The sequence below is a fragment of the Pseudomonas sp. Xaverov 259 genome (assembly GCF_019352915.1).
Lineage (GTDB): Bacteria > Pseudomonadota > Gammaproteobacteria > Pseudomonadales > Pseudomonadaceae > Aquipseudomonas.
In genome coordinates, this window is sequence record NZ_JAAAFV010000013.1 from 35,253 (window position 1) to 58,527 (window position 23,275).

Below are 23,275 nucleotides of genomic sequence, written 5' to 3' on the forward strand. Positions count from 1 at the left end.
GCCTAGCCCGCGCTGCGTTTTTCGTGTGTGCCAAATCAGTGCATGCCGGAAACTTGCTTGGAGGGGGAGAACTTTTGCGAAAAGTCCTAGTCTATGTTTGCAAGCCTGATCGTTTAGTTATGCAAGCCTCCTGCGAGTACAACGAGGAGTGTTCATGCTAACCCAGGAAGAGGATCAGCAGCTGGTCGAGCGCGTTCAACGTGGCGACAAGCGAGCATTTGATCTGCTAGTGCTGAAATACCAGCACAAAATTCTCGGGTTGATCGTGCGGTTTGTGCACGACACCCATGAAGCGCAGGACGTTGCACAGGAAGCCTTTATCAAGGCGTACCGTGCACTTGGCAATTTTCGCGGTGACAGTGCGTTTTACACGTGGCTGTACCGCATCGCCATTAACACGGCGAAGAACTATCTGGTGTCTCGCGGCCGCCGCCCACCGGACAGTGATGTAAGTTCAGAAGATGCAGAATTTTACGATGGTGATCACGGCCTCAAAGATCTCGAGTCGCCGGAACGTGCTTTGCTGCGCGACGAGATCGAAGGGACCGTTCATCGCACTATTCAGCAACTGCCAGAAGATTTGCGTACGGCGTTAACTTTACGTGAATTCGATGGTCTCAGTTACGAAGACATTGCGAGCGTCATGCAATGTCCGGTGGGGACTGTAAGGTCACGGATTTTCCGGGCCCGGGAAGCCATCGACAAAGCCTTGCAACCGTTGTTGCAAGAAAACTAAAGACAGCGGCGACAGCCAAGAGAGGAACCGCCATGAGTCGTGATGCCCTGCAGGAATCGCTGTCCGCAGTGATGGATAACGAAGCGGATGAACTGGAACTTCGTCGAGTGCTCAATGCATTTGATGATGCCGAAACCCGTGATACCTGGTCTCGTTACCAAGTCGCTCGGGCGGTGATGCACAAGGATCTTTTAATCCCTCGTCTGGATATTGCTGCGGCCGTTTCTGCCGCGTTGGCCGATGAAGCCGTTCCGGCAAAAGCTGCTCGTGGTCCATGGCGTAGCCTGGGTCGCCTGGCAGTAGCTGCCTCGGTGACTGTTGCCGTGCTGGCCGGTGTTCGCCTGTACAACCAGGACGAAATTGCCGGTGCCGAACTGGCCCAGCAGACTCAGCAACCGGTCATGGCCGGTCCGCAAGTCAAAGGCCCAGCGGTACTGGCCGGCTACAAGGAAAGCTCTGATGCCACCGGCCCTATGGCCAACGGCGTACTTCAAGGGCAATCCGGCTGGCAAGACCAGCGTCTTCCAGGCTACCTGCGCCAACACGCACAGGAATCGGCCTTGAAAGGCACTGAAAGCGCTCTGCCATACGCTCGTGCAGCAAGCCTGGAAAACCGCTAAACCGCTAAGGGGCCCTATGCGCGCCATACCGCTCCTTACGCTTTTGCTCAGTGGTTGTTTTGCACTATCCGCCCATGCCGACGAAGCCCAAGATTGGCTGACTCGACTTGGGCGTGCAGAGCAGCAGCAAAGCTTTGCAGGTACGTTCGTCTACGAGCGTAACGGCAGTTTCTCTACCCATGACATCTGGCATCGCGTCCAGGACGGTCACGTCCGCGAGCGGCTTTTGCAACTCGACGGTTCTGCCCAGGAACTTGTGCGGGTAGATGGACGTACGCAATGTGTCAGTGGCACCTTGGTTGCCGGCCTTGGCAACTCACCGGATGCGCCTTCGCGCGCTCTGGATCCGCAAAAACTTACTCAATTCTACGAACTGACCGTCATTGGCAAATCTCGCGTGGCCGGTCGCAATGCGGTGATTGTGTCGATCAGTCCGCGTGATCAATACCGATATGGCTTTGAGTTGCACCTGGATCGTGAAACCGCGCTGCCACTCAAGTCCCTGTTGCTCAATGAGCAAGGCCAGCTCTTGGAGCGTTTTCAGTTCACTCGACTGAACACTTCGGCTGCGCTGACGGATCGTGACCTGCAGCCCAGCAGCGAATGCTCGCCTGTCGCTGTTTCCAGCACCAAAGCCCCCGAGGTGCCCACTACCCACGCATGGCATCTGGACTGGCTGCCTCCAGGTTTTCAGCTCACCAACAGCGTTTCGCGAAAAGACACTCGAACCCAATCCACTGTCGACAGCCTGATGTACGACGATGGCCTTGCACGTTTCTCAGTGTTTCTTGAGTCTACCGACGGTGCGAGTGTGAGCGAAACACGCACGCAACTTGGCCCAACGGTCGCCGTGTCGCGCCGCCTGAACACAGTCGATGGCGAAGTGATGGTAACGGTTGTCGGCGAAATCCCTATCGGCACCGCCGAACGCATCGCGCTGTCGGTGCGCGGCGAAAAGACCGTCGCCAAGCCATGAGCCGTTAATCCTATGTTCATCCTGACCTTTCAATGTGAGCCTTTGCGTGGTTGGGGGCTGAGAGCATGAAATTTCTGGATCAGTATTTTCACTTGCAAAAAATCCCCATGTTTTTTATAGGTCAGAGCTTGTCGGCTCTGACCTTATTTTGTTCGCGGAACAAAAATGCCGGTCGAAGTTTTCGGCGTTTCTTGAACCCTGTCGCTCAACCCTGCTCGTCGTAACGGGAGCTGTATGTCGATACCACGTTTGAAGTCTTACCTAACCATAGTCGCCACGGTATTGGTGCTGGGTCAGGCCGTGTCCGCGCAAGCGGCCGAGTTGCCTGACTTTACCCAGCTTGTGGAGCAGGCTTCGCCTGCCGTGGTGAACATCAGTACCACGCAGAAGCTGCCGGATCGCAAAGTCTCGAACCAGCAGATGCCCGACCTGGAAGGCTTGCCGCCGATGCTGCGCGAGTTCTTCGAGCGTGGCATGCCGCAACAACGTTCCCCGCGTGGCGGTGGTGGCGGGCAGCGTGAGGCACAGTCCCTGGGCTCGGGCTTCATCATCTCGCCGGATGGCTACATCCTCACCAATAACCATGTGATTGCCGACGCTGACGAAATTCTCGTACGCCTGGCCGACCGCAGTGAATTGAAAGCCAAGCTGGTGGGCACCGACCCGCGTTCCGACGTGGCCCTGCTGAAAATCGAAGGCAAAGACCTGCCTGTGCTGAAGCTGGGTAAATCCCAGGACCTGAAAGCCGGGCAATGGGTAGTCGCGATCGGTTCACCGTTTGGCTTTGACCATACCGTGACCCAAGGCATCGTCAGCGCCATCGGCCGCAGCCTGCCCAATGAAAACTACGTGCCGTTCATCCAGACCGACGTGCCGATCAACCCGGGTAACTCCGGTGGTCCGCTGTTCAACCTGGCGGGCGAAGTGGTGGGGATCAACTCACAGATCTACACCCGCTCCGGTGGTTTCATGGGCGTGTCCTTCGCCATTCCGATCGACGTGGCCATGGACGTGTCCAACCAACTCAAAAGCGGCGGCAAGGTCAGCCGTGGCTGGTTGGGTGTGGTGATCCAGGAAGTGAACAAAGACCTGGCTGAATCGTTTGGCCTCGACAAGCCGGCCGGTGCCCTGGTCGCGCAGATCCAAGACGATGGCCCGGCTGCCAAAGGCGGCCTGCAAGTGGGCGACGTGATCCTGAGCATGAATGGCCAGCCGATCATCATGTCCGCCGACCTGCCGCATCTGGTAGGCGCCCTGAAAGCCGGCAGCAAAGCCAAGCTTGAAGTGATTCGTGACGGCAAGCGCCAGACCGTTGAGCTGACCGTCGGCGCGATCCCGGAAGAGGGCGCAACCCTGGATGCACTGGGCAACGCCAAACCAGGCGCTGAGCGCAGCAGCAATCGCTTGGGCATTGCCGTGGTTGAGCTGACCGACGAGCAGAAGAAGAGCTTCGACCTCAAGAGCGGTGTCGTGATCAAAGAAGTTCAGGACGGCCCAGCCGCCTTGATCGGCCTGCAACCAGGCGATGTGATCACCCACCTGAACAACCAGGCGATCAACTCCACCAAGGAATTCACCGACATCGCCAAAGCGTTGCCGAAGAATCGCTCGGTGTCGATGCGCGTGTTGCGTCAGGGTCGTGCAAGCTTCATCACCTTCAAGCTGGCCGAGTAATCCGCTAGCTCAATAAAAAGCCCCGCTTTCGGTTAACGAAAGCGGGGCTTTTTTGTGGGCGATGGTTTTAGCTCATCATCCCTTTCACCAGCCGTTCCTGCTCGATCAGCTCACGCTGGCGCGCGTCGATGCGCGAAGACAGTGGGAAGTTGTTGCCGGCCCGACGCTTGGCAAAGTCCAGTTGCTGAATAGCCTGCTTGAAGTCACCCACCAGTGCAAAGTACTCGGCACGCGCCTGATGCAGGCCGATGATGTTGCCGGACAGGCCGCGAGTCTCGGCAACCTGATACCACACATCCGGATCATCGGGCCGCGACTTGAGCAACCCGTCCAGTGCCTTTTCAGCATCGGCCGTACGGTTCTGCTTGAGCAGCACATCGATGCGTATCTGATTCAGCGGATAGCTGCCGGGGTACTGGGCCAGCATCCGATCAGTCCGTTGCTGGGCATCGGGCAGGCGGTTGCTGTCGATATCCAACTCGATCTGCGCCAGGTTGTAGGTAATGTCGTTGGGCGCCTTGGCCAGCAGCGGCTGCAAGCTTTCCCGCGCTTCTTTGAACTGAGTGCCCTTGATCTGCGCGATGGCCAGGCCATAACGGGCTATATCGTTTTTCGGGTTCTCGTCCAATTGCGCCTGGAAGCGCTTGGCGGCAAGCCCCGGTGTATCTTCGTATTGCAACTGCACCCGTGCGCGAATCAGTTGATAGCGCAAGCTGTCTTCCTTGCCGCCGGGTTTGCTTTGTTCGGCGCGGTTACGGGTGTCGGCAATACGCGATTCGGTCACCGGGTGAGTCAGCAAAAACTCAGGTGGCTTGGCGTCGAAACGGTATTGGCGCATCAAGCGTTCGAACATGGTCGGCATGGAGCGTGGGTCATAACCGGCTTTTTCCAGGTTGAGGATGCCGATACGGTCAGCCTCTTGTTCGTTCTGGCGTGAGAACCTGCGCTGTTCCTGGATAGCTGCCGCCTGGCTGCCCGCAATCGCGGCAATACCGGCATCGCCCGCACCCGCTGCTGCCGCGATAATACCGCCGAGCAGGGCGGCCATCATCGGGATCTGCATGCGCGACTGCGCCTCCACACCCCGCGCAAAGTGACGTTGGGACAAGTGAGCCAATTCGTGAGCGAGTACCGAGGCATATTCGCCTTCGGTCTGGGCATTCAGGAACAGGCCGCCGTTAACCCCGACAATCCCGCCGGGTGCGGCAAAGGCGTTGAGCTGCGGGCTGTCGATAAGGATAAATTCCAGGCGCCGGTCATTCACCTGGCTGGTCTCCACCAGTTTGTACACGCTGGTTTCGACGTAGTCCTTGAGCTGCGGGTCATTGAGTTGCGAGACCTGGCCCCGCAGGTAGGCCAGCCATGCGCGGCCCAGTTGGAACTCTTGTTGCGGTGAGACAATGGCAGAACTGGCGTCGCCGAGTGACGGCAGGTCGTCAGCGAAGGCCGGGGAGGCCAGCAGGCAAGCCAGCGTCAGCAGGGTAGGGCGCAAAAAAGTCATGCACAAAGCCTTTCGACAAAGAGCTTACTGTAGCCGGACACTGAGCTTCGGACCAGATATTCTAAGCACCCCAAACGCATGCCCGGAGCAAACCGATGACCGACGCTGTAGCCTTTGACGCCGAACTTGATGCCAGTGGCCTCAATTGCCCGCTGCCCCTGCTCAAGGCCAAGCTGGAACTCAACCGATTGGCCAGCGGTGCCGTGCTCAAGGTGATCGCCACGGACGCGGGCTCCCAGCGCGATTTCCGCACTTTTGCCAAGCTGGCCGGGCATACGCTGCTGCACGAAGAAGACGCTGGCGGTGTGTACCGTTACTGGTTGCGCAAGGCCTGAACTGTTCGCCCCTACCCCCCGAGGTTGATTGATGTTCAAAGTGTTACGAGACTGGATTCAGCGCTATTTTTCCGATGAAGAAGCGGTGGTGCTGGCTGTCCTGCTGTTTCTGGCCTTCACCGCAGTGCTCACCTTGGGCGGCATGCTGGCGCCGGTACTGGCGGGCATGGTGCTGGCGTACCTGATGCAGGGCCTGGTCACTACCCTTGAGCGTTTGCGTTTGCCCGGCGGCCTGGCGGTAGGGCTGGTCTTTGCCCTGTTCATGGGCCTGTTAGTGGTGTTTATCGTCGTGGTGCTGCCACTGCTGTGGCATCAGTTGATCACCTTGTTCAACGAGTTGCCGGGCATGCTCGCCAAGTGGCAATCACTGTTGCTGCTGTTGCCGGAGCGCTATCCGCACCTGGTGTCGGACGAGCAAGTGTTGCAGGCCATCGAAGTGGCGCGCGGCGAAATCGGAAAATTCGGGCAATGGGCGCTGACGTTTTCCCTGTCCAGCCTGCCGCTTTTGGTCAACATCATGATCTACCTGGTGCTGGTGCCGATCCTGGTGTTTTTCTTCCTCAAGGACCGCGAGATGATCGGCCGCTGGGTCAGTGGCTACCTGCCACGTGAACGGGCGCTGATTACCCGGGTGGCCGAAGAAATGAACCGGCAGATCGCCAACTATATTCGCGGCAAAGTCATTGAGATCGTGATTTGTGGCGGCGTCACCTACATCGCGTTTGTCGCGCTCGGGCTGAACTACGCGGCGCTGCTGGCCTTGCTGGTGGGTGTATCGGTGGTAGTGCCGTATGTGGGCGCGGTGGTGGTGACCGTGCCGGTGATGTTGATTGCGTTGTTCCAGTGGGGCTGGAGCGATCAGTTCATCTACCTGATGGCGGTGTACGGAATTATCCAGACCCTGGATGGCAACGTGCTGGTGCCGCTGCTGTTCTCGGAGGCCGTCAACCTGCACCCGGTGGCGATTATCTGCGCGGTGCTGTTGTTCGGAGGGCTGTGGGGGTTCTGGGGCGTGTTCTTTGCGATCCCGCTGGCGACACTGTTCAAGGCCGTACTGGATGCGTGGCCGCGGCAAGAGCCGGTGGTGGCGCCTTTGCTGTAAACAATTGGGGCGAACTAAAGGTTCGCCCCAATTATGATTCAAGCTTTATTCAATGCCTGCGCCGCCGCCAACACCGCATCCACATGGCCCGGCACTTTCACACCGCGCCATTCCTGACGCAGCACGCCATCCTTGTCGATCAGGAAAGTGCTGCGGTCAACGCCCAGGTATTCCTTGCCGTACAGCTTCTTCAGCTTGATCACATCAAACAGCTGGCAAACCGCTTCGTCCTTGTCGCTGATCAGCTCGAAGGGGAATTCCTGCTTGGCCTTGAAGTTCTCGTGAGACTTCACGCTGTCTCGCGACAGGCCAAACACTTCGGTGTTGGCGGCCTTGAACGCGGCGTATTGGTCACGAAAACCCTGACCCTCAGTGGTGCAACCCGGGGTGCTGTCCTTTGGGTAGAAGTAGATCACCACTTGCTTGCCCTTGAGGGCGGCAAGGCTGAACGTCTGGCCGCTGGTGGCCTGGGCTTCGAAATCGGCCACGGGTTTGTCGATGGCTACCGGCATAGGTACTTCCTTACATTGGGTTCTGTGGGCGCCACGGCTCGATCAGTGCGTCGAGGTTCAGGGCATCGGCGAAATCCAGGAACTGGTCACGCAGCCAGCTGATCTGCACGCCGGCCGGCAAGGTCACGGTGAACGTGGCGTTGAGCATGGTGCCGCCGGTTTGCGGGGCCTGATAGGTGTCGCAGGTCAGGTTTTCCAGCTCGACGTTGTGGTCGATGAAAAACTGGCACAGCTCATTGACGATGTCTGAGCGGTAAGCCGAACTGACATACGCCACATAAGGCAGAGCTTGCGGGCGGTTTTCCAGGGCGGCGCTGCGCACGACGTTGACCGTGAAGTTGTGCTTCTTGGCCAGGCCCGGCAAGCCGGTTTCGAGGCGCGCCAGGGCGTCCCAACTGCCGGAAATTTGCAGAACCAACGCGCTGCACTCGCCGTGGCGGGTGAGGCGGGAGGTCACGACGGCACAGCGGTTCTCATGGCTGGCGCGGCACAGGACGTTGGTCAGCTCCATGGGGTTGGCGCCGAGGGCACTGATAACAAGGAATTGTTCGCGAACTGTGGGGGTGGACATGCAGCCTTCCTAAAGCGATGAGCGGTCGATACCGTGTGGGCTGTATCGATCAAAGGATGAAGGGTAGCGAAAACCATCGCCAAGGGCTAGGAGGTGGCGTTTTCATTACGCGATCGGTCTGATTTCAGCGTGCTTCAAGCCGCGCTTTGGCCCAATGATGGCATTGCCCGTCGTTTAGTTGGCCCAGAACGCATCCTCAGGCGGTACTTCGCTTGTACAAGCATCTTGGCGCCAGTACCATTACGGCTCTCTTTTTCCGGCAGGAGCGGTTGCATGATTGCGGGCAGTATGGTGGCACTGGTCACACCCATGGATGCACAAGGTCATCTCGACTGGGACAGCCTTGGCAAACTGGTGGACTTCCACCTGCAAGAAGGCACCAACGCCATCGTGGCGGTCGGCACCACAGGTGAATCGGCCACCCTTGATGTGGAAGAACACATCCAGGTCATCGAATTCGTGGTCAAGCGCGTGGCGGGCCGCATTGCCGTAATCGCCGGCACGGGCGCCAACTCGACGCGTGAAGCGATCGAGCTGACCAAGAACGCCAAGAAAGCCGGCGCCGATGCCTGCCTGCTGGTAACCCCGTATTACAACAAACCTACTCAGGAAGGTTTGTACCAGCATTTCAAGGCCATTGCCGAAGCCGTCGACATCCCGCAGATCCTCTACAACGTTCCTGGTCGCACGGCCTGCGACATGAAGGCCGAGACCGTTATTCGCCTGTCCACCGTGCCGAACATCATCGGCATCAAGGAAGCCACCGGCGACCTGCAGCGTGCCAAGGACATCCTGGCCGGCGTGAGCAGCGACTTCCTGGTGTATTCCGGTGACGACGCCACGGCGGTTGAGCTGATCCTGCTGGGTGGCAAAGGAAACATCTCGGTGACCGCCAACGTCGCGCCGCGCGCCATGAGCGACATGTGCGCCGCCGCCATCGCCGGTGACGCCGTAAAAGCCCGTGCGATCCACGAGCAACTGATGCCGCTCAACAAAACACTGTTTATCGAATCCAACCCTATTCCCGTGAAATGGGCGCTGTTTGAGATGGGCTTGATGCCGGACGGTATCCGTCTGCCGCTCACCCGGCTCAGCGAAGCCTGTCACGAACCGCTGCGACAGGCCCTGCGCCAGTCCGGCGTCCTGGTTTAATTGAGGAAGCACTACGCATGAAGCGATTGGCCGGACTTTCCGCACTTGCCTTGATTATCTCCAGCACCAGTGGCTGCGGTTGGGTATGGGGCCCGGAAGGCTACTTCCGTGACCGCGGCAGCGATTACCTGGAAGCACAAGCAACCAAACCGATGCAACTGCCGCCAGACGTCAACGTCGCCAAGCGCCTTGACCCATTGCTGCCGATTCCGCGCAACGTCGCCGATGACACCACCAAGGGCGAGTACGTAGTGCCACGCCCGCAGCCGATCTCGGCCGTGGCGGACACCAGCGACTACAGCCTGCAAAAGAGCGGCGACAACCGCTGGATCATGGCTCAGCGCCCACCGGCTGAAGTCTGGCCAGTGGCGGTGCAGTTCTTTCAGGACAACGGTTTCAGCATTGATCAACAACGCCCGCAAACCGGTGAGTTCACCACGGCATGGCAGCACGGCAGCGAACTCTCCGCCAGTATGGCCAAGCGCCTGCAAGCGAGCGGCGTAGCGCCCGACAGCGAAGCCCGTGTGCGTGTGCGCATCGAGCCGGGCGTGCAGCGTAATACCAGTGAAGTCTACGTGGTCAGCGCCGAGCGTCCTGCCGGCAGCACTGCCAACGTCGATTTCACCCCGCGTTCGGTCAACATGGGCGTTGACGCCGCGTTGGTCGACGAGATGCTGGCCAGCATGAGCCGTATCTCCGAGAAGGGCGGTTCGGTTTCCCTGCTCGCCGCCGGTAACTTCGACACGCCTAACCGCGTCAGCCTCACCGAAGACGGCAGCGGTAACGTGGTGCTCACCCTGGGTGAAGACCTCGACCGTGCCTGGGCCAGTGTTGGCCGCGCGTTGGAGCAAGGCCCATGGCGCGTTGAAGACATCAACCGCAGCCTGGGCCTGTACTACATCAACGTAGCGGAAAAGGCCGAGAAGAAAGACGACGAGCCAGGTTTCTTCGGCAAATTGTTCGGCAGCAAGCCGACCAAGGAAGAGATCGAAACCCGTGCCGAGCGTTACCAGGTTCGTTTGAGCAAGGTGGGCGAAAGCGTACAAGTGACCGTCGAGAAGAACATCAACACCGTTGCACCGGCTGAAACAGCGCGCAAAGTGTTGGGCGTGATTCAGGACAACCTGGGCTGATCCGATGCGTTTTGCCGTTCTCGGCAGCGGTAGCCAAGGGAACGGCACGCTGGTCGCACATGACGACACGTATGTACTGGTGGATTGTGGTTTCTCGTTAAAAGAAACCGAGCGGCGCCTGCTGCGCCTGGGGGTTCACCCCGCGCAGCTGAGCGCAATTGTGGTGACCCACGAACATGCCGACCACGTGCATGGCGTGGGTTTGCTGTCTCGGCGCTACAATCTTCCGGTGTACCTCAGTCGCGGCACCTTGCGCGGGATGCGCAAACCCATAGAACCCGCAGGCTTCCTGGCCGGTGGCGAGACGCTGCAGGTCGGTGCGTTAAGCATCGATGTAATTGCCGTAGCGCACGACGCCCAGGAACCGACGCAGTATGTATTCAGTGGCGGCCAGCGGCGTTTCGGCGTGCTCACCGACCTGGGCTCCTACTGCTCCAAGGTGCTGGACGGTTACCGTGACCTCGATGCCTTGATGATCGAGTCAAACCACTGCCGCGACCTGCTTGCACGTGGGCATTACCCCTACTTTCTCAAGCAGCGGGTGGGCGGCGAGCTGGGACACTTGAACAACCACCAGGCGGCGTACCTGGTGTATGAGTTGGGCTGGCAAGACTTGCAACACTTGGTCCTGGCCCACCTGAGCAGCAAGAACAACCTGCCGGCGCTTGCGCGGCAATGTTTTGTCGACACCCTCGGGTGCGACCCGGACTGGCTGCAACTGGCCGATCAAGATTCAGGGCTCGACTGGCGACACATCGCCTAGCCCACCATTTAGCAAGCGGAGCCCATCATGGAAAAACGTGAAGAACTCTACCGCGGCAAAGCCAAGTCGGTATACAAGACCGACGACGCCAACCGCCTGATCCTGCTGTTTCGCAACGACACCTCGGCGTTCGACGGCAAGCGCATCGAACAGCTTGATCGCAAAGGCATGGTGAACAACAAGTTCAACGCCTTCATCATGCAGAAACTCGAAGCGGCCGGCATTCCGACCCAATTCGACAAATTGCTGGGCGACAACGAGTGCCTGGTCAAGAAGCTCGACATGATCCCGGTCGAATGCGTCGTGCGTAACTACGCCGCCGGCAGCCTGGTCAAGCGCCTGGGCGTGGAAGAGGGCCTCAAGCTCAACCCTTACACGTTCGAGCTGTTCCTGAAAGACGACGCCAAGGGCGACCCGTTCATCAACGAATCCCACGTCGTGGCATTCGGCTGGGGCACCGCTGAGCAACTGGTACGCATGAAGGAGTTGTCCCTCAAGGTCAACGACGTGCTGAGCAAGCTGTTCGACGACGCAGGCCTGCTGCTGGTCGACTTCAAACTCGAATTCGGCGTGTTCCATGACGGCACCATCGTCCTGGGCGACGAATTCAGCCCGGACGGCTGCCGCCTGTGGGACAAAGCCACCAAGAAGAAGATGGACAAAGACCGCTTCCGCCAAGGCCTCGGTGACGTCATCGAAGCCTACGAAGAAGTCGCCAACCGTCTCGGCGTACCGCTGTAATCGACGCAAGCATCTGATAGCACGGAAAAAAATCGATTTTTTGGTTTGCTTTCGCGAAACACACTGTTATCATGCGCGCCGTTGGAGAGATGCCAGAGTGGCCGAATGGGACGGATTCGAAATCCGTTGTACCTTCACCGGTACCTAGGGTTCGAATCCCTATCTCTCCGCCATTATTGAATAACGAAAAACCCCCGATAACTTAATTGTTGTTGGGGGTTTTTTGTTTGGGGCAGAAATGTCGAAGTGATTTCTGCTACGGTCATTCATCAGATGACACGTGGGGCGCAACATGAATGTTGAGCAAGTGTTGGCTCGCTTAATGGTCGGTATTCCTGATCTGATGGCGGTTTATGTCTTTGGCAGTCAGGCGACAGGCGAGGCACATGCTGACAGCGATCTGGACTTGGCAGTGCTTGCTGCGGGCTCTGTTGACCCGCTGCTGTTGTGGCGGTTAGCTGGAGAGCTTGCTGACATCGTGGCGGTGCCCGTCGATCTACTCGACCTGCGGGCGGCGTCTACCGTCATGCAATATCAAGTCATAACAACAGGGCGCAGGCTCTGGAGCAAGGACAGCCAGGCAGGTATTTTCGAGAGTTACATTCTCAGCGAAAAAACCGAGCTGGACACTGCAAGGGCAGGGTTGCTGGCCGATATCCAGAAGGAAGGAAAAGTGCATGGTCGATGATGTGCTCATCAACAAAGCGTCGAGTATTGAGCGTTGTGTCGCTCGCGCTCGCGAGGAATACGACAAGGACCCCGCCAGTTTCGCTACTGACTTCACCCGTCAGGATGCGGCGATTCTTAATATTCAGCGTGCGTGTGAGGCCGCTCTGGATATGGGGCAGCATCTAATTCGACGTGAACGACTGGGTGTACCTCAGGGCGCCCGGGACGTGTTTGAGTTGCTATCACGAGGCGGTTGGGTCCAATCGTCTCTGCTGACCAACCTGAAAAACATGGTCGGTTTCCGCAATATCGCAGTGCATGAGTATCAAACGCTTCAGTTGCCGATCACTGTTGCAATCATCACTCAGCATTTAGGTGATTTTCTGGCATTTAGCGCCTTTATCCTGACTAAGGATGCAGGGCAGTCAGCGGTAGTCACAGATACTGGGTTCATTTGACCGAGCTTGACTTGGCCCCCGTGGGCTTTCTGTTCGAGCGCAATCTTTCGAAGGATGTCAGATCTACTGCTAGCTCAAACGCTCGCCCGCTTTACGATAAGCCTGTTCACGCTCCCGTTTATCAATGGCCACCACCACCACCGTGATTTCCAGATCGATCACCTGATAAACCAGCCTGTAACCACTGCTGCGTAGCTTGATTTTGTAGCAGTCGGGCAGGTCATGCAGGCGATTTGCTTCAATACGTGGGTTGTTCAGGATTTCCACCAGCTTCTTTTTGAGCTGCTGACGAATGGTGTCGCCGAGCTTTTGCCACTCCTTCAATGCACGCGCATCGAAATCAAGGCTATAGGTCATCTATAGAAACCTTTACCCGTTGAGGCGATGCCAATCGTTCCCGGACGGTGGCCATCAACGCTTCATCTTCCTCAGTCATCAGAACGGGCTTGAAAGGAAGTTGGCCGCGGTCCGCCACGTATTGCAGGGCTTGGCGCATCAACTCGGAAGGCGTAACGCCGAGCTTTTCCAGTTCGAGATAGGCGCGCGCTTTCAGGTCGTCATCGATACGGATGCTTATAGTCGCCATAGGAAAGATCTTCGTGTAATGACATTGGTCATTACAGTGGATCAAGAGGGGCTTATTGGCAAGCCTGTCGGGACGTATGGCGTTGGCATACTCCCTTGTTACAGCATCACAATGTCCATGTGTCATAGAAGCTCCTCAGCACACCAGCGATCTTTCTGAGGCTAGCCCAGAGGCTTGGGTACACAAGCTTCATTGTGGGAACACTCATTACTGGGCGTTTCCAAAGGCGTGATTAGCGGTGGCATTGGCTTCGCTGCTTCGGCACGGGCTTGCACTGGTCAAGGCAGGACGCTAACCTTCCGCCGTCGCCCTCATGGCGACCGGTTTTGACAGACCGAATAACGTGCGATCTCTGTGCATCCCCAAACTGGTTCCAGATTCTTGTCTGTGCCCATTTGTTATGGCGGCTGTGCGTGGGGCACCTTCGGGTGCGCCGGGTTTCCACGTTTCCGGTCTGTCAACCCGCGTACAGCTGCCACCTAATCCTGTTTGACAGCAGGGAGTGGTAGCTCCTTTTCATAACGTGGAGTTACATCATGAAAAAGATCACCCCCAACCCGACCGACGCTTTCAATGCCGCTTCCGACGGTGAACCTCGCAAAATCTTCCACGTAGGCGCCGACGTCGGCACCGAAGAAGCCCTGGCCAATGCCTCCGAAATCCTCGCATCCGCCCTTCAAACCGCCTACCAGTGCGCCGAAGACCCGGACAGCACGCAGTCACCCGTGATCATGGGCCTGGCGCAATTGATCGAGAATGCTCAGGAACTGGTGGACGCTGCACTTGAGCGTCATGTCCCAACGGATAAACCAGGCAACTAACCCTCTATTCCTGAAACAAAAAAAGCCTGCCGAACTCAATGCTCAGCAGGCTTTTTAGTGGTTACTGAGTCGTATCAGCCAGGCTGCGCCGCCAAGCTATTACTCACATTACGCCCCAACACCAGCACGGTCACAAACCCAAGCCCCACCAGCGCCGTGGCCAGGCTCAACAGCATTGCGCTGCCCATCTGGTCCACGATCCGGCCGCCAAAGAACGAACCCAAGGCGATGATCACCTGGAACAGGGCAACGAAGAGCGGCATGCCGCGTTCCACATCCTTAGGTGCGACCACGAACATCCAGATACTCGCGCAGGCCGGGAAGGCGCCGAAGGCGAAGCCCCAGAGTGCGATGAGCATCGCGGCGCCGGTCATGCCGGTGGCGAAGTGAGGGAACAGCGCGGTGCTGGTGCCGATCATCAGCGCGACCAGCAGCAGGGTGTGGCGCACGCTGCGGTTGGCGGCGAAACCGGCAAAGACGTTGCCCATTACGCCGGCCACGCCATACAGCAGCAACAGTGAGCCGATGGTCGGGCCGTCGAAGCCGGAACTGTTTTTGAAGAACGGCGCGACATAGGTGTAGGCAGCAAAATGCGCCAGGCCGATCAGCAGCACGGCGATCAAGCCGACCCGCGCTTGTGGGTTGATAAACAAGGCCGGCAGGTCACGGATCTGGATGGCTTTTTCCGGCGTGAGTCGCGGCAGCAGGAACACCTGCGCCAGCAGCACCGGCACGCCCACAATCGCGGTCACCAGGAAGGTCATGCGCCAGCCCATCAGGCCACTGAGCCAGGTGCCGACGGGCACGCCCAGCACGGTGGCCAGGGTCACGCCCATCATGATGATCGAGGTAGCCTTCGCTACGCCCACGCCCTTGGGCGCCAAGCGTCCGCTGAGGGCAATCGCCGTGGCCCAGAAGCCGCCGATGCTGATGCCGAGCAGGACACGGCCGAACAGCAGCAGGCTGAAGTCGCTGGCGTAGGCCACTACCGTGTTGGCGATGATCATGATCAGCGTCAGGCCGATCAGCAGGTAACGACGGTCCATGCCACCAATGATGACTGACAGCAAAGGCGCGGCGAGGGCGGCCATGATGCCGGGCAGGGTCACCATCAGGCCGGCGTGACCGGCACTGATGCCCAAGTCGCTGGCGACGTCGTTGAGCACGCCCACCGGCAGGAACTCACTGGTGACCAGGGCGAAGGCACCTACGGCGACCGAGAGAATCGCCAGCCACTGCTGTTTGACACTTTGTTGATTATGTTCGGGACGGCCGCTGTGGGCCTGGCTGGGGCTTGGCATGGTCTTGGGTTCCAGAAGGAATGTCGCCTGAAGCCAGGCGAAGGGGAGGGAAAGTGGAGGCGATTATAGGAACCGGTGCTGGCAATCACACAGGCGCTCGTTTCGATAATAACCATCAGTGCAATCGATTCGACGCTCTGGGGCGGCCTTGATGGCCGGTGAGCCGGCTTGCTATAGCAAGTAGCCTTGTGGCGGGCAGGCTTGTTGTGGCGAGCAGGCTTGCCCTGCGTTGGGCTGCGTAGCGGCCCTAAAACCTGCCACCGTGATTTTACTCCTGGCACTCGGCGCCTGGGATGGGGCGGCTTTGCCGCCCAACGCAGGGCAAGCCTGCTCGCCACAGAGACAGTGTTTACCGTTAAGCGGTGGTCTCTGCTGGCGCATTGCTGCTCTGCGCTGCCATCTGATCATGGAGTTTGCGGGCCACGCCCAAACGCGAGAGCTTGGTCAAGATGCAGAAGACCGCAAATATCGACAGGCAGGCGATGAACAGCAAAAAGCCTTTTTGCTCTTTCAGTCCGGTCTTTACGTTTTCAGCGTAGGTGGGCGAAAGAAATAGCGTGCAAATGGTATTGATGGTGCCTTCAGAGAAGTCCTCGTTATAGAACTTTTCCAGCGCTGTCGGTGATTTGCACTCATCGACCGATAATGTTTCGCTGGGCCAGAAGTGGAATTTGGCGTTGTTTTCCGAAAGATAAAAAGACGGTACATCCGTGGCTTTTTTCAACGACACCATCAGGTAGCTGGAGTCGGCCAATGGCGGAGTGATGCTGATAATGGCCAGGAAGAAGGCGCCCAAACCCAAAAACCAATTACGTTTGAAGGGTGAGAACATTGCCTCTTTAAGCGACAACTGAGTGAAGTCTTTCCAGTCAATGTACTTTCTGATCCTGGCCACATCGTTGTAACTGAAGTGGTTATCTGTGATCCATTTATCGGCCTGCCGCGCGTGTTCCAGGCTTTGCGCGGGGATATTGAATTCGAACCGATAATATTCAACTTCGCGCAGGTCTTTGCGGGTGGCTTCATATTTTGGGTTTTCAAACGTGGTCGAGCCACCAAAAAACCGCCACATCAAGTCACGCAGAAATATCAACGAGCCCGAGCGCGAGTAGATGTACAAAACCAGCGCACATATTGCCAGGCCACTGAGCAGCCCGACGATGGCGGCGTAGTTTTGAAATGTCCATGTGACGATATTGTCGTTGAGTACAGGTTGGGACATACAGGTCATCCTTGAAGGTTGTTAGAGAACCGCGCGTCAGCGAAGTCGCTGTCGCTGGCCGGGCGAGAATCTAATAAAAACAAGGCGATTTTTCAAACTTTATCATTGCGCTGAACATCGAGTTGGGTGGGTACTACATAACTCTGAAACTTTTCTTACGTGCTTTAAAAACAAAGGCTACAGCCAGTTCGTTGCGAAGGAATATTTAACTCACTATCTTCTGACGACGAGTTATTCACTCGTAGGCTTTCCCCTCAAACGCAAAGGAAATGCACCGTGAGCAAAAATACCAAAAAGACTTCCGGCACTATGGCGACGTTGGCCGCCGAAACCTTGAATAACCCAAACGCCTCGGCCATCGCCAAAAGCCTGGCCGCGTCGGCGCTGTCCCAGACCGGTACTGATAAGCAAACGAGCGCGCACATGGAGGAAAAAGCCGGCAAAGCCCTTCAAAGCGATAAATACAGTGAGGAAACCAAGTCCCTGGCGGCATCGGTCCTCTCTCAAGCCAACAAAGAGCGCGGCAACTGAGTCATAAAAAACCGCATAAAAAAGCCCCGTCGCTGAATCAGCAACGGGGCTTTTTCGTTTCCCGATTAGCAAAAATTATTCGCCCCTCACCGAATAACTTTCGCCACTGCGGTGTTCACTCCACAGACCACCCAGGAAACGCCCATGAACACAGCATCCGACCGCTACGACCGCCTCACCCGCAGCTTCCACTGGCTGACCGCCGCCGTGGTGATCTTCATGTTTGCCAGTGCGCATATCTGGGAAAACCTGGAGAAGGGCACGCCGCTGCGCAAGGGCCTGCAATCGGTGCATATCTCATTGGGTATCGCCATGGCGCTGCTGGTTGCCGCGCGGATTGTGTGGCGTGTGTTCGGCGGCAATCGGCCCAACGCCGACAGTCACTTAGCGCTTAACCTGCTGGCGAAATTGGCGCATGGTTGCCTGTATCTGTTGCTGGTGTCGCAGATGGTGTTGGGCTTCCTGTTTCGCTGGGCTCAAGGTGAACCCTTCAGTTTTTTCGGACTGTTTACCGTGCCCGCGCCTTTTGTGATCGATCATGCCTGGCGGGGCACCTTTGGCGGCCTGCATAACAATGTGGCCTGGGCGATCATCCTGCTGGCGGGCGTGCATGCCGTTGCTGCGCTCTGGCATCACTACGTGCTGGGCGACAGCACCTTACGCCGCATGCTGCCGGGCTCACGCAATGCGCTTTAACAGTGATGTTTCCCCCCCTATCGTTACGGAGTAAGACAACCATGAAGGCTCGCCACCAACACCCCGTTACCTACCGCACCGCGCTGTTCTTCGGCGCTTGCCTGGCCGCAGCCATCGCCGCTGCGCCACAGGCTTGAACGCCATCAACCCATCGGCAGGAGGCCGCCATCGTTCGGGACGCTGAGTTTCGCCGCGAGTTGGGCCTGTTGTTGCCACGGTTATGGCGATACGGGTGGGTGTTGTCGCGACAAAAGCACCTGGCCGAAGATTTGGTGCAAGCCACCTGCGTCAGGGCATTGGAGCGTGCCGGGCAATTCGTGGCGGGCACGCGGCTGGATCGCTGGTTGCTGGCGATCATGCACTCGATCTGGCTCAACGAACTGCGCTCGCAACGGGTGCGCCAAGGGCAGGGATTCGTCGATGCCGAACAGGCATTGTCGTTTGATGGTGAAAGCCAGGCACAGGAGCAAGTCCTGGCTGCGCAAGTGATCAAGCGCGTTAACGGCTTGCCCGAAGCGCAACGAGAAACCGTATTTCTGGCGTATGTCGAAGGGCTTTCATACAAGGAAATTGCCGAAATCCTGCAGTTACCTATGGGCACGGTGATGAGCCGGCTGGCGGCCGCCCGCTTGAAGCTGGCCGAAGTGGCCTCCCCAACAGCCCAGCAGGATAAAGCCAACGGAGAACGGCGATGAGCCACACCGACACCCCGTCCGATGAGCAGCTAGTGGCCTATCTGGACGGCGAACTGAGCACCGACCAACATCAACGGATCGCCGACCAGGCCAGCGTTGACCCGGCGCTTGCCGCACGCCTGAACACATTGCGCTGCGCCGACTTGCCGTTCAAGGTCGCCTTCGACGCGGTGCTGGAACACGCCCCGACTGAGCGCCTGCACGCAATGCTCAACGCCTTGCCACCAGCGCCGCGCCAAGCCTGGAGCCGTCGGCGTTTTCTTGCCGTGGCCGCGAGCTTCGCGGTGGCCGGCGTGGCGGCCGATCGCCTGTTCATGGGTTGGCAGCGTGCTGAACCCGGCCAAGGCTGGCGGGCCTCGGTGGCCGAATACATGGCCTTGTACACGCCCGACACTCTGGAAAATCTCAGCCTTGACCCGGCCTCCCACACGGCCCAGTTGACCGCCGTGGGCGCACAACTGGGCGTGTCGTTATCGCCTGAGTCCGTGCGCCTGCCTGGCGCCGAGTTCCGACGGGCGCAGATCCTCGACTATGACGGCGTGTTGATTGGCCAGCTCACCTACCTCGACCCACGCCACGGCCCTTTGGCGCTGTGCATCACCGCCAGTAAAAAGGGCGTGCAGCCGCTGGCCACCGAGCAGCGCCGAGGCATGAACGTGGTGTTTTGGGCCAATCCTGCGCACGCTTTCATGCTGATTGGGCGAAACCCGGTTGAGGATTTGCAGCGCATGGCCAGTGGCGTAGAGCGGCGCTTGCTGGGCTGACCTCAGTGAGTCGTCTGCTGTGCTCGCCAGCGCGCCGGGGTGGTGCCTTCCCAGGTGCGAAAGGCGCGGTAAAACGAATTGGTGTCTTCATAACCGAGCAGGCAGGCAATCTCCTCGATTTCGATACCTGGCTCGCTCAGCAAATGACGCACAACCTCCTGGCGCGTCTCCAGCATCAGTTGGCGAAAACTGCTGCCTTCTTCGTTAATACGCCGCTGCAATGTGCGCTCACTCATGCCCAGTTCGCGGGCTACTTCGACCATCTCCGGGCGACCGCTGGCCAGGATGCGCTTGAGGGCGCCCTTGACCTGATGGCTGATGGTGGCCGCTGCCGTCGCTTCGGCCAAGGCCGCGACCAGGGCCGGGTTCAACAGGTCGAGCAGTTCGGGGTTGTGACTGGCGAACGGCCGTTCCAGATCGGCGATGTCGAACACCATTGCGTTACGCACGGCACCAAAGCGCACAGCACAGCCAAAAAAGTCAGCCAGAGCGTGATTGTCCGGCGCAGGCCGGGCCAACTCGACACTGCGCGGCGTGATGTGTACCCCCGAGCCACGCCGGCCCAACTCCACAAACGTTGCAAAGGCCGCATCGATCAACAACGTGGGTGACTGCTGCTGGGTGCGCAGCCAGTCGACAGTGACGGTGCAGTAATCGCCGTCTTCGATTACCCGTACACGCTCGGGTGTGCATAGCTGCTTGAAGCGCGCGAGACGGTGCAAGCCATCGCGAAAGTCGCGGGCTATAAACGCCGCAAAGCTGGAAGGCGGCAGGGTGCTGCTGTCCAGTTGGGTGACCATTCGCACGGCGGCCGCCGGGTCGTGGTTAAGTACGCCCACGGCCTCCCACAAACGGAAGAATTCCTCGGTATTGACCTGGCGCCTGTCGCGACGCTCACGAAGGTTGAGCGTTACGGGCAGGCGCGCCTGACGCAACACCGTCGCGGGTTCCAGCCCGATCGTTCGCAGGGCTTGCCAGAAAACGTCCGGGATATTGAAACGCGGTTGGCGTGCGTCAGGCATGCAGCACCTATCTCTAATTAATTCGAGGCCGACACACTCAGGTCATGCCATTTTTCGTCACTGGCCGCCAGGTCTGCCGCTGCCCGCGCTGCGTACTGTACCGCGTCACTGCCGATCAGCAGGCGCAACGGCGCGTCCTTGCTCAGGGCCAGCTCCAGCACAATCTCGGCAACCCGCGCCGGGCCCGTCGGCAGAATACCGGGGGAGTTGAGTAGTTCAACCAGCGCACCGACGCTTTGCTGGTAAGGTGCGCTGATGGTCGGGATGGTCATGGAACTGCCTGACCAATCCGTGCGCATGCCGCCCGGCTCCAGCACCGTCACTTGCACACCGAACGGATTGATTTCTTGCGCCAGCACGGTTGAAAACCCACCGACGGCCCATTTCGCACTCTGGTAAGCCGCCAGGCCCGCCATGCCAATCCGCCCGCCCAGCGACGATACCTGAAAGATATGCCCGCTGCCCTGGGCACGCAGCACCGGCACCACGGCCTTGCTCACATACACCACACCGTAAAAGTTGGTATCGATCTGCGCCTTGAAATCTTCCAGGGTCACATCTTCAACCGACGCCAAGTCACCGTAACCCGCATTGTTGACCACCACGTCCAGGCGGCCAAAGTGCGCCACAGCGGCGTCGACTGCCTGCACCACCTGCTGGTGGTTGGTCACATCCAAAGCCTGCGGGTAAACCGCATCACCGAATTCGGCGACCAGATCATCCAGCTGGCGCGGGTTGCGTGCAGTGGCAACCACACGATCACCGGCGCGCAGGGCGGCCTCGGTGATGGCGCGGCCCAGGCCACGGGAACTGCCGGTAATAAACCAGATTTTGGACATGTGAACACCTCTTCGTGTGGGATGGCTGTTGCAGCCAGTGAACGAAGGATGGTCGATGGCGGTTTTTAGGGCACTAGCAGGAAGGCGCCAAGTGACTTGCAAAAGGCGCCAATTTAGGTTGTCAGTAGTCTTCAAAATCTGGAAAGGCGATGCGCCCCAAAATCCACGGCGTCACCACATCGTTATGGATTGTCCGAAACGATCCCCACTCGGCACGACTGTGCGCATCCGGGCCCATGATAGTTAGCAGGAGGTAACTGTCACAATAATCGTCATACGCGTAAATAAACCAGAAGTCGTTCTGTGGGTCATTCAAGGTATTTGTGCGGTAGTACTGACGCTTGATCTTGGCCCATTGGACTTGTGTCCGAGCTGTGCCGGCCAAGTGGATATGATGCATGTCGCTAAGGTCGAGGCTTTCATCTCGACCAAAGATAGAGGGGAGTTCGCCGCACACTTTGTAGTTGAAAAAGTGTGCGGCGAAATTTTCCCAGCGATTGATTGTTAGGAACAGCGGGGAGATTTTGACGGCGGGCATTCAATCCTACTTGGAGATTGGAAACTTGCCCCTGATCACATAGGTGTCGAAGACTTTTTGACCATCACGCGCGGCTTGCCGAACATCAAGGAATGTCAGCTCTTCGCTGACGGCCTTTTTGCGCGACTTGTCGACTTTTTTGGTGGTGGCCATCGGAGCCTCCGAAGGATGTGTGTTCATGGCGTCCAGCTTAAGTGAATAGTGATTACTGATCAAACAGCGCCTTCATGCGCTGGCTCACAAGACTGTATGCGCTGCCTCGGCACCCCTTCAAGGTCTTCACGGAAGGACGCGTCTGGTAAGAGCGTCAGGCAAATCTCTAAATACACGGCAGGTGTTTTTACTGCGCCAATCGAGCCAAAAGACACTCTATAAACACCGTTTCCGCCCGGCTCATCTTCTGCTCCCGATTCCACAGCAGATGAATATCCACATCCGCAATCCCTTCATCCGGCGGTAGCCGCCACAGCAGCCCCTGCTGCACATCGTTGGCCACCACATGGATCGGCAGGCAGCCCAGGCCGTAGCCCGCAATCACCAGCCGGCGCACTTCTTCAAGGCTTGATGAGGACGCCACGATGCGCCCACTGAAGCCTTGCTGGTCTCGAAAAATCGTCAGCGGCGACAACATGCCGCCGATCTGGTCGCTGGTAAAACTGACGAAGTTTTCCGACTGCAAATCGCCCTCGGCCAACCCGGTGCGCCCGAACAGTGGGTGGTGTTTGCCGCAAAAAAACGCATAGCGCTGGCGCAAAAACAGATGCTGTTCCAGGCGTGGTTGTGGGCGACGGTTGAGGCTCAAGCCCAGGGTCGCGGTTTTTTCCAGCAGGGCGGCAACGATGTCCGAGCTGCGCATCACCTCCACTTCAAGGTCCACCCGTGGGTGCTCGCGATGAAAGCCTGCGAGGAAGTCGTCGAAGGTGTCCGAGTTGATGCGGCTGATCATCAGCAGGCGCACTTTGCCGATCACTTCATCGCCTGGCTTTTGCAGGGCGTTGCTCATCTGCGAAACCTGGCCATAGATCTCGCCAGCAATGGCGAAAATCTGCTCACCGGCTTCGGTGAGTACAAAGCGCGGGCCACGGCGGGCAATGAGTTGGCAGTCGAGTTGTTCTTCAAGGCGTTTGAGCGCCTGGCTGATCGCTGGTTGAGTCAGGTGCAGGCGCGCGGCGGCGCGGCTGATGCTCAGCTCCTGGCCGATCACGCGGAAGGTGCGCAGCAGGTTCCAGTCCAGGCGGTCGTTGAGCAGCGGGTGAATGTCGCGGCGCGTCTCGGGCATGCAATCGCTCGATAATAAGCAGGATTTATAATTTGAAT

General features: G+C 58.3%; 29 protein-coding genes and 1 tRNA gene. 18 read left to right on the forward strand and 12 right to left on the reverse strand.

The window, feature by feature from the left end:
* Nucleotides 1-154 precede the first annotated feature (154 nt).
* The 4 genes from rpoE to K0H48_RS02295 all read left to right on the forward strand — a co-directional run bounded on the left by rpoE (nt 155) and on the right by K0H48_RS02295 (nt 4,006).
* Nucleotides 155-736 carry an RNA polymerase sigma factor RpoE gene (gene rpoE / locus K0H48_RS02280; protein ID WP_003172477.1) on the forward strand — a complete coding sequence of 194 codons (582 nt, stop codon included), beginning with the start codon at nt 155-157 and terminating at the stop codon, nt 734-736.
* Nucleotides 737-768: 32 nt separating this feature from the next.
* A complete protein-coding gene (locus tag K0H48_RS02285) occupies nt 769-1,356 on the forward strand; it encodes a sigma-E factor negative regulatory protein (RefSeq protein WP_034096393.1) in 588 nt (195 codons plus the stop codon).
* A 16-nt stretch (nt 1,357-1,372) separates the two neighbouring features.
* Nucleotides 1,373-2,332 (forward strand): MucB/RseB C-terminal domain-containing protein, encoded by a 960-nt coding sequence (locus K0H48_RS02290; RefSeq protein ID WP_219266248.1) that lies wholly within the window; start codon nt 1,373-1,375, stop codon nt 2,330-2,332.
* Nucleotides 2,333-2,566: 234 nt separating this feature from the next.
* The gene (locus tag K0H48_RS02295; RefSeq protein WP_138816307.1) at nt 2,567-4,006 is read left to right on the forward strand and encodes a DegQ family serine endoprotease; all 1,440 of its coding nucleotides are present in this window, start codon (nt 2,567-2,569) and stop codon (nt 4,004-4,006) included.
* Nucleotides 4,007-4,073: 67 nt separating this feature from the next.
* Here the strand turns inward: K0H48_RS02295 and K0H48_RS02300 are convergent, their stop codons facing one another.
* Nucleotides 4,074-5,507 (reverse strand): M48 family metalloprotease, encoded by a 1,434-nt coding sequence (locus K0H48_RS02300; protein ID WP_219266249.1) that lies wholly within the window; start codon nt 5,505-5,507, stop codon nt 4,074-4,076.
* A 95-nt stretch (nt 5,508-5,602) separates the two neighbouring features.
* On the opposite strand from K0H48_RS02300, the gene K0H48_RS02305 reads away from it, so the two are divergent.
* Nucleotides 5,603-5,842 (forward strand): sulfurtransferase TusA family protein, encoded by a 240-nt coding sequence (locus K0H48_RS02305; RefSeq protein ID WP_200623288.1) that lies wholly within the window; start codon nt 5,603-5,605, stop codon nt 5,840-5,842.
* A gap of 31 nt (nt 5,843-5,873) precedes the next feature.
* The gene (locus K0H48_RS02310) at nt 5,874-6,944 is read left to right on the forward strand and encodes an AI-2E family transporter (RefSeq protein WP_200430689.1); all 1,071 of its coding nucleotides are present in this window, start codon (nt 5,874-5,876) and stop codon (nt 6,942-6,944) included.
* Between the two features lie 38 nt (nt 6,945-6,982).
* Here the strand turns inward: K0H48_RS02310 and K0H48_RS02315 are convergent, their stop codons facing one another.
* Both K0H48_RS02315 and K0H48_RS02320 read right to left on the reverse strand, forming a co-directional pair.
* The gene (locus K0H48_RS02315) at nt 6,983-7,456 is read right to left on the reverse strand and encodes a peroxiredoxin (protein ID WP_017137335.1); all 474 of its coding nucleotides are present in this window, start codon (nt 7,454-7,456) and stop codon (nt 6,983-6,985) included.
* Between the two features lie 10 nt (nt 7,457-7,466).
* Entirely contained in the window at nt 7,467-8,027 is a 561-nt protein-coding gene (locus K0H48_RS02320) for a glycine cleavage system protein R (RefSeq protein ID WP_017137336.1), read from the reverse strand.
* A gap of 273 nt (nt 8,028-8,300) precedes the next feature.
* Between K0H48_RS02320 and dapA the strand changes: the two genes are divergently transcribed.
* The 7 genes from dapA to K0H48_RS02355 all read left to right on the forward strand — a co-directional run bounded on the left by dapA (nt 8,301) and on the right by K0H48_RS02355 (nt 12,943).
* On the forward strand, nt 8,301-9,179 hold the full coding sequence (gene dapA, locus K0H48_RS02325) for a 4-hydroxy-tetrahydrodipicolinate synthase (RefSeq protein ID WP_017137337.1): 879 nt from the start codon (nt 8,301-8,303) through the stop codon (nt 9,177-9,179).
* A 17-nt stretch (nt 9,180-9,196) separates the two neighbouring features.
* Complete coding sequence (gene bamC / locus K0H48_RS02330) at nt 9,197-10,312, forward strand: outer membrane protein assembly factor BamC (RefSeq protein ID WP_017137338.1); 1,116 nt, start codon at nt 9,197-9,199, stop codon at nt 10,310-10,312.
* A gap of 4 nt (nt 10,313-10,316) precedes the next feature.
* Nucleotides 10,317-11,075 (forward strand): MBL fold metallo-hydrolase, encoded by a 759-nt coding sequence (locus K0H48_RS02335; RefSeq protein ID WP_219266250.1) that lies wholly within the window; start codon nt 10,317-10,319, stop codon nt 11,073-11,075.
* A gap of 27 nt (nt 11,076-11,102) precedes the next feature.
* Nucleotides 11,103-11,816, forward strand: coding sequence for a phosphoribosylaminoimidazolesuccinocarboxamide synthase (gene purC, locus K0H48_RS02340; protein ID WP_017137340.1), 714 nt, complete (start codon nt 11,103-11,105; stop codon nt 11,814-11,816).
* 83 nt (nt 11,817-11,899) lie between these two features.
* Nucleotides 11,900-11,989 (forward strand) — tRNA-Ser (locus K0H48_RS02345).
* A gap of 119 nt (nt 11,990-12,108) precedes the next feature.
* Nucleotides 12,109-12,504: a nucleotidyltransferase domain-containing protein gene (locus tag K0H48_RS02350; protein ID WP_219266251.1), complete on the forward strand. Its 396-nt coding sequence runs from the start codon at nt 12,109-12,111 to the stop codon at nt 12,502-12,504.
* On the forward strand, nt 12,494-12,943 hold the full coding sequence (locus K0H48_RS02355; RefSeq protein WP_200430632.1) for a DUF86 domain-containing protein: 450 nt from the start codon (nt 12,494-12,496) through the stop codon (nt 12,941-12,943). Before K0H48_RS02350 ends, K0H48_RS02355 begins: the two co-directional genes overlap by 11 nt.
* Before the next feature lie 69 nt (nt 12,944-13,012).
* Here K0H48_RS02355 and K0H48_RS02360 read toward each other — a convergent pair whose 3' ends face one another.
* Nucleotides 13,013-13,300: a type II toxin-antitoxin system RelE/ParE family toxin gene (locus K0H48_RS02360; protein WP_219266252.1), complete on the reverse strand. Its 288-nt coding sequence runs from the start codon at nt 13,298-13,300 to the stop codon at nt 13,013-13,015.
* The gene (locus K0H48_RS02365) at nt 13,290-13,529 is read right to left on the reverse strand and encodes a type II toxin-antitoxin system RelB/DinJ family antitoxin (RefSeq protein WP_026013721.1); all 240 of its coding nucleotides are present in this window, start codon (nt 13,527-13,529) and stop codon (nt 13,290-13,292) included. Before K0H48_RS02365 ends, K0H48_RS02360 begins: the two co-directional genes overlap by 11 nt.
* Before the next feature lie 536 nt (nt 13,530-14,065).
* Here K0H48_RS02365 and K0H48_RS02370 point away from each other — a divergent pair.
* On the forward strand, nt 14,066-14,350 hold the full coding sequence (locus tag K0H48_RS02370; RefSeq protein WP_219266253.1) for a DUF3077 domain-containing protein: 285 nt from the start codon (nt 14,066-14,068) through the stop codon (nt 14,348-14,350).
* A gap of 74 nt (nt 14,351-14,424) precedes the next feature.
* On the opposite strand, the gene K0H48_RS02375 is transcribed toward K0H48_RS02370, so the two are convergent.
* Nucleotides 14,425-15,651, reverse strand: coding sequence for an MFS transporter (locus K0H48_RS02375; protein WP_017137346.1), 1,227 nt, complete (start codon nt 15,649-15,651; stop codon nt 14,425-14,427).
* A 355-nt stretch (nt 15,652-16,006) separates the two neighbouring features.
* Complete coding sequence (locus K0H48_RS02380) at nt 16,007-16,873, reverse strand: DUF6216 family protein (RefSeq protein WP_219266254.1); 867 nt, start codon at nt 16,871-16,873, stop codon at nt 16,007-16,009.
* Between the two features lie 276 nt (nt 16,874-17,149).
* Here K0H48_RS02380 and K0H48_RS02385 point away from each other — a divergent pair, with 276 nt between their 5' ends.
* From K0H48_RS02385 to K0H48_RS02400, 4 genes are all read left to right on the forward strand, one after another.
* The gene (locus K0H48_RS02385) at nt 17,150-17,404 is read left to right on the forward strand and encodes a hypothetical protein (RefSeq protein WP_219266255.1); all 255 of its coding nucleotides are present in this window, start codon (nt 17,150-17,152) and stop codon (nt 17,402-17,404) included.
* Nucleotides 17,405-17,548: 144 nt separating this feature from the next.
* The gene (locus K0H48_RS02390; protein WP_219266256.1) at nt 17,549-18,100 is read left to right on the forward strand and encodes a cytochrome b; all 552 of its coding nucleotides are present in this window, start codon (nt 17,549-17,551) and stop codon (nt 18,098-18,100) included.
* A gap of 197 nt (nt 18,101-18,297) precedes the next feature.
* A complete protein-coding gene (locus K0H48_RS02395) occupies nt 18,298-18,795 on the forward strand; it encodes an RNA polymerase sigma factor (RefSeq protein WP_219266257.1) in 498 nt (165 codons plus the stop codon).
* Nucleotides 18,792-19,559, forward strand: coding sequence for an anti-sigma factor (locus K0H48_RS02400; protein WP_219266258.1), 768 nt, complete (start codon nt 18,792-18,794; stop codon nt 19,557-19,559). The genes K0H48_RS02395 and K0H48_RS02400 overlap by 4 nt, the downstream gene beginning before the upstream one ends.
* Nucleotides 19,560-19,561: 2 nt before the next feature.
* Here the strand turns inward: K0H48_RS02400 and K0H48_RS02405 are convergent, their stop codons facing one another.
* From K0H48_RS02405 to K0H48_RS02425, 5 genes are all read right to left on the reverse strand, one after another.
* Nucleotides 19,562-20,581: an AraC family transcriptional regulator gene (locus K0H48_RS02405; RefSeq protein ID WP_219266259.1), complete on the reverse strand. Its 1,020-nt coding sequence runs from the start codon at nt 20,579-20,581 to the stop codon at nt 19,562-19,564.
* A 17-nt stretch (nt 20,582-20,598) separates the two neighbouring features.
* Nucleotides 20,599-21,420, reverse strand: a complete 822-nt coding sequence (locus K0H48_RS02410) for an SDR family NAD(P)-dependent oxidoreductase (protein WP_219266260.1) — start codon at nt 21,418-21,420, stop codon at nt 20,599-20,601.
* Between the two features lie 121 nt (nt 21,421-21,541).
* The gene (locus tag K0H48_RS02415) at nt 21,542-21,958 is read right to left on the reverse strand and encodes a type II toxin-antitoxin system YafO family toxin (protein WP_219266261.1); all 417 of its coding nucleotides are present in this window, start codon (nt 21,956-21,958) and stop codon (nt 21,542-21,544) included.
* 6 nt (nt 21,959-21,964) lie between these two features.
* Entirely contained in the window at nt 21,965-22,111 is a 147-nt protein-coding gene (locus K0H48_RS02420) for a hypothetical protein (protein WP_219266262.1), read from the reverse strand.
* A 187-nt stretch (nt 22,112-22,298) separates the two neighbouring features.
* Nucleotides 22,299-23,237, reverse strand: coding sequence for a LysR family transcriptional regulator (locus K0H48_RS02425; protein WP_219266263.1), 939 nt, complete (start codon nt 23,235-23,237; stop codon nt 22,299-22,301).
* Between the last annotated feature and the right edge of the window lie 38 nt (nt 23,238-23,275).

Bases quoted from the DNA above. Each gene is read 5' to 3' on its own strand.
- rpoE (WP_003172477.1), top strand. From the start codon at position 155: ATGCTAACCCAGGAAGAGGATCAGCAGCTGGTCGAGCGCGTTCAACGT.
- K0H48_RS02285 (WP_034096393.1), top strand. From the start codon at position 769: ATGAGTCGTGATGCCCTGCAGGAATCGCTGTCCGCAGTGATGGATAAC.
- K0H48_RS02290 (WP_219266248.1), top strand. From the start codon at position 1,373: ATGCGCGCCATACCGCTCCTTACGCTTTTGCTCAGTGGTTGTTTTGCA.
- K0H48_RS02295 (WP_138816307.1), top strand. From the start codon at position 2,567: ATGTCGATACCACGTTTGAAGTCTTACCTAACCATAGTCGCCACGGTA.
- K0H48_RS02300 (WP_219266249.1), bottom strand. From the start codon at position 5,507: ATGACTTTTTTGCGCCCTACCCTGCTGACGCTGGCTTGCCTGCTGGCC.
- K0H48_RS02305 (WP_200623288.1), top strand. From the start codon at position 5,603: ATGACCGACGCTGTAGCCTTTGACGCCGAACTTGATGCCAGTGGCCTC.
- K0H48_RS02310 (WP_200430689.1), top strand. From the start codon at position 5,874: ATGTTCAAAGTGTTACGAGACTGGATTCAGCGCTATTTTTCCGATGAA.
- K0H48_RS02315 (WP_017137335.1), bottom strand. From the start codon at position 7,456: ATGCCGGTAGCCATCGACAAACCCGTGGCCGATTTCGAAGCCCAGGCC.
- K0H48_RS02320 (WP_017137336.1), bottom strand. From the start codon at position 8,027: ATGTCCACCCCCACAGTTCGCGAACAATTCCTTGTTATCAGTGCCCTC.
- dapA (WP_017137337.1), top strand. From the start codon at position 8,301: ATGATTGCGGGCAGTATGGTGGCACTGGTCACACCCATGGATGCACAA.
- bamC (WP_017137338.1), top strand. From the start codon at position 9,197: ATGAAGCGATTGGCCGGACTTTCCGCACTTGCCTTGATTATCTCCAGC.
- K0H48_RS02335 (WP_219266250.1), top strand. From the start codon at position 10,317: ATGCGTTTTGCCGTTCTCGGCAGCGGTAGCCAAGGGAACGGCACGCTG.
- purC (WP_017137340.1), top strand. From the start codon at position 11,103: ATGGAAAAACGTGAAGAACTCTACCGCGGCAAAGCCAAGTCGGTATAC.
- K0H48_RS02350 (WP_219266251.1), top strand. From the start codon at position 12,109: ATGAATGTTGAGCAAGTGTTGGCTCGCTTAATGGTCGGTATTCCTGAT.
- K0H48_RS02355 (WP_200430632.1), top strand. From the start codon at position 12,494: ATGGTCGATGATGTGCTCATCAACAAAGCGTCGAGTATTGAGCGTTGT.
- K0H48_RS02360 (WP_219266252.1), bottom strand. From the start codon at position 13,300: ATGACCTATAGCCTTGATTTCGATGCGCGTGCATTGAAGGAGTGGCAA.
- K0H48_RS02365 (WP_026013721.1), bottom strand. From the start codon at position 13,529: ATGGCGACTATAAGCATCCGTATCGATGACGACCTGAAAGCGCGCGCC.
- K0H48_RS02370 (WP_219266253.1), top strand. From the start codon at position 14,066: ATGAAAAAGATCACCCCCAACCCGACCGACGCTTTCAATGCCGCTTCC.
- K0H48_RS02375 (WP_017137346.1), bottom strand. From the start codon at position 15,651: ATGCCAAGCCCCAGCCAGGCCCACAGCGGCCGTCCCGAACATAATCAA.
- K0H48_RS02380 (WP_219266254.1), bottom strand. From the start codon at position 16,873: ATGTCCCAACCTGTACTCAACGACAATATCGTCACATGGACATTTCAA.
- K0H48_RS02390 (WP_219266256.1), top strand. From the start codon at position 17,549: ATGAACACAGCATCCGACCGCTACGACCGCCTCACCCGCAGCTTCCAC.
- K0H48_RS02400 (WP_219266258.1), top strand. From the start codon at position 18,792: ATGAGCCACACCGACACCCCGTCCGATGAGCAGCTAGTGGCCTATCTG.
- K0H48_RS02405 (WP_219266259.1), bottom strand. From the start codon at position 20,581: ATGCCTGACGCACGCCAACCGCGTTTCAATATCCCGGACGTTTTCTGG.
- K0H48_RS02410 (WP_219266260.1), bottom strand. From the start codon at position 21,420: ATGTCCAAAATCTGGTTTATTACCGGCAGTTCCCGTGGCCTGGGCCGC.
- K0H48_RS02415 (WP_219266261.1), bottom strand. From the start codon at position 21,958: ATGCCCGCCGTCAAAATCTCCCCGCTGTTCCTAACAATCAATCGCTGG.
- K0H48_RS02420 (WP_219266262.1), bottom strand. From the start codon at position 22,111: ATGGCCACCACCAAAAAAGTCGACAAGTCGCGCAAAAAGGCCGTCAGC.
- K0H48_RS02425 (WP_219266263.1), bottom strand. From the start codon at position 23,237: ATGCCCGAGACGCGCCGCGACATTCACCCGCTGCTCAACGACCGCCTG.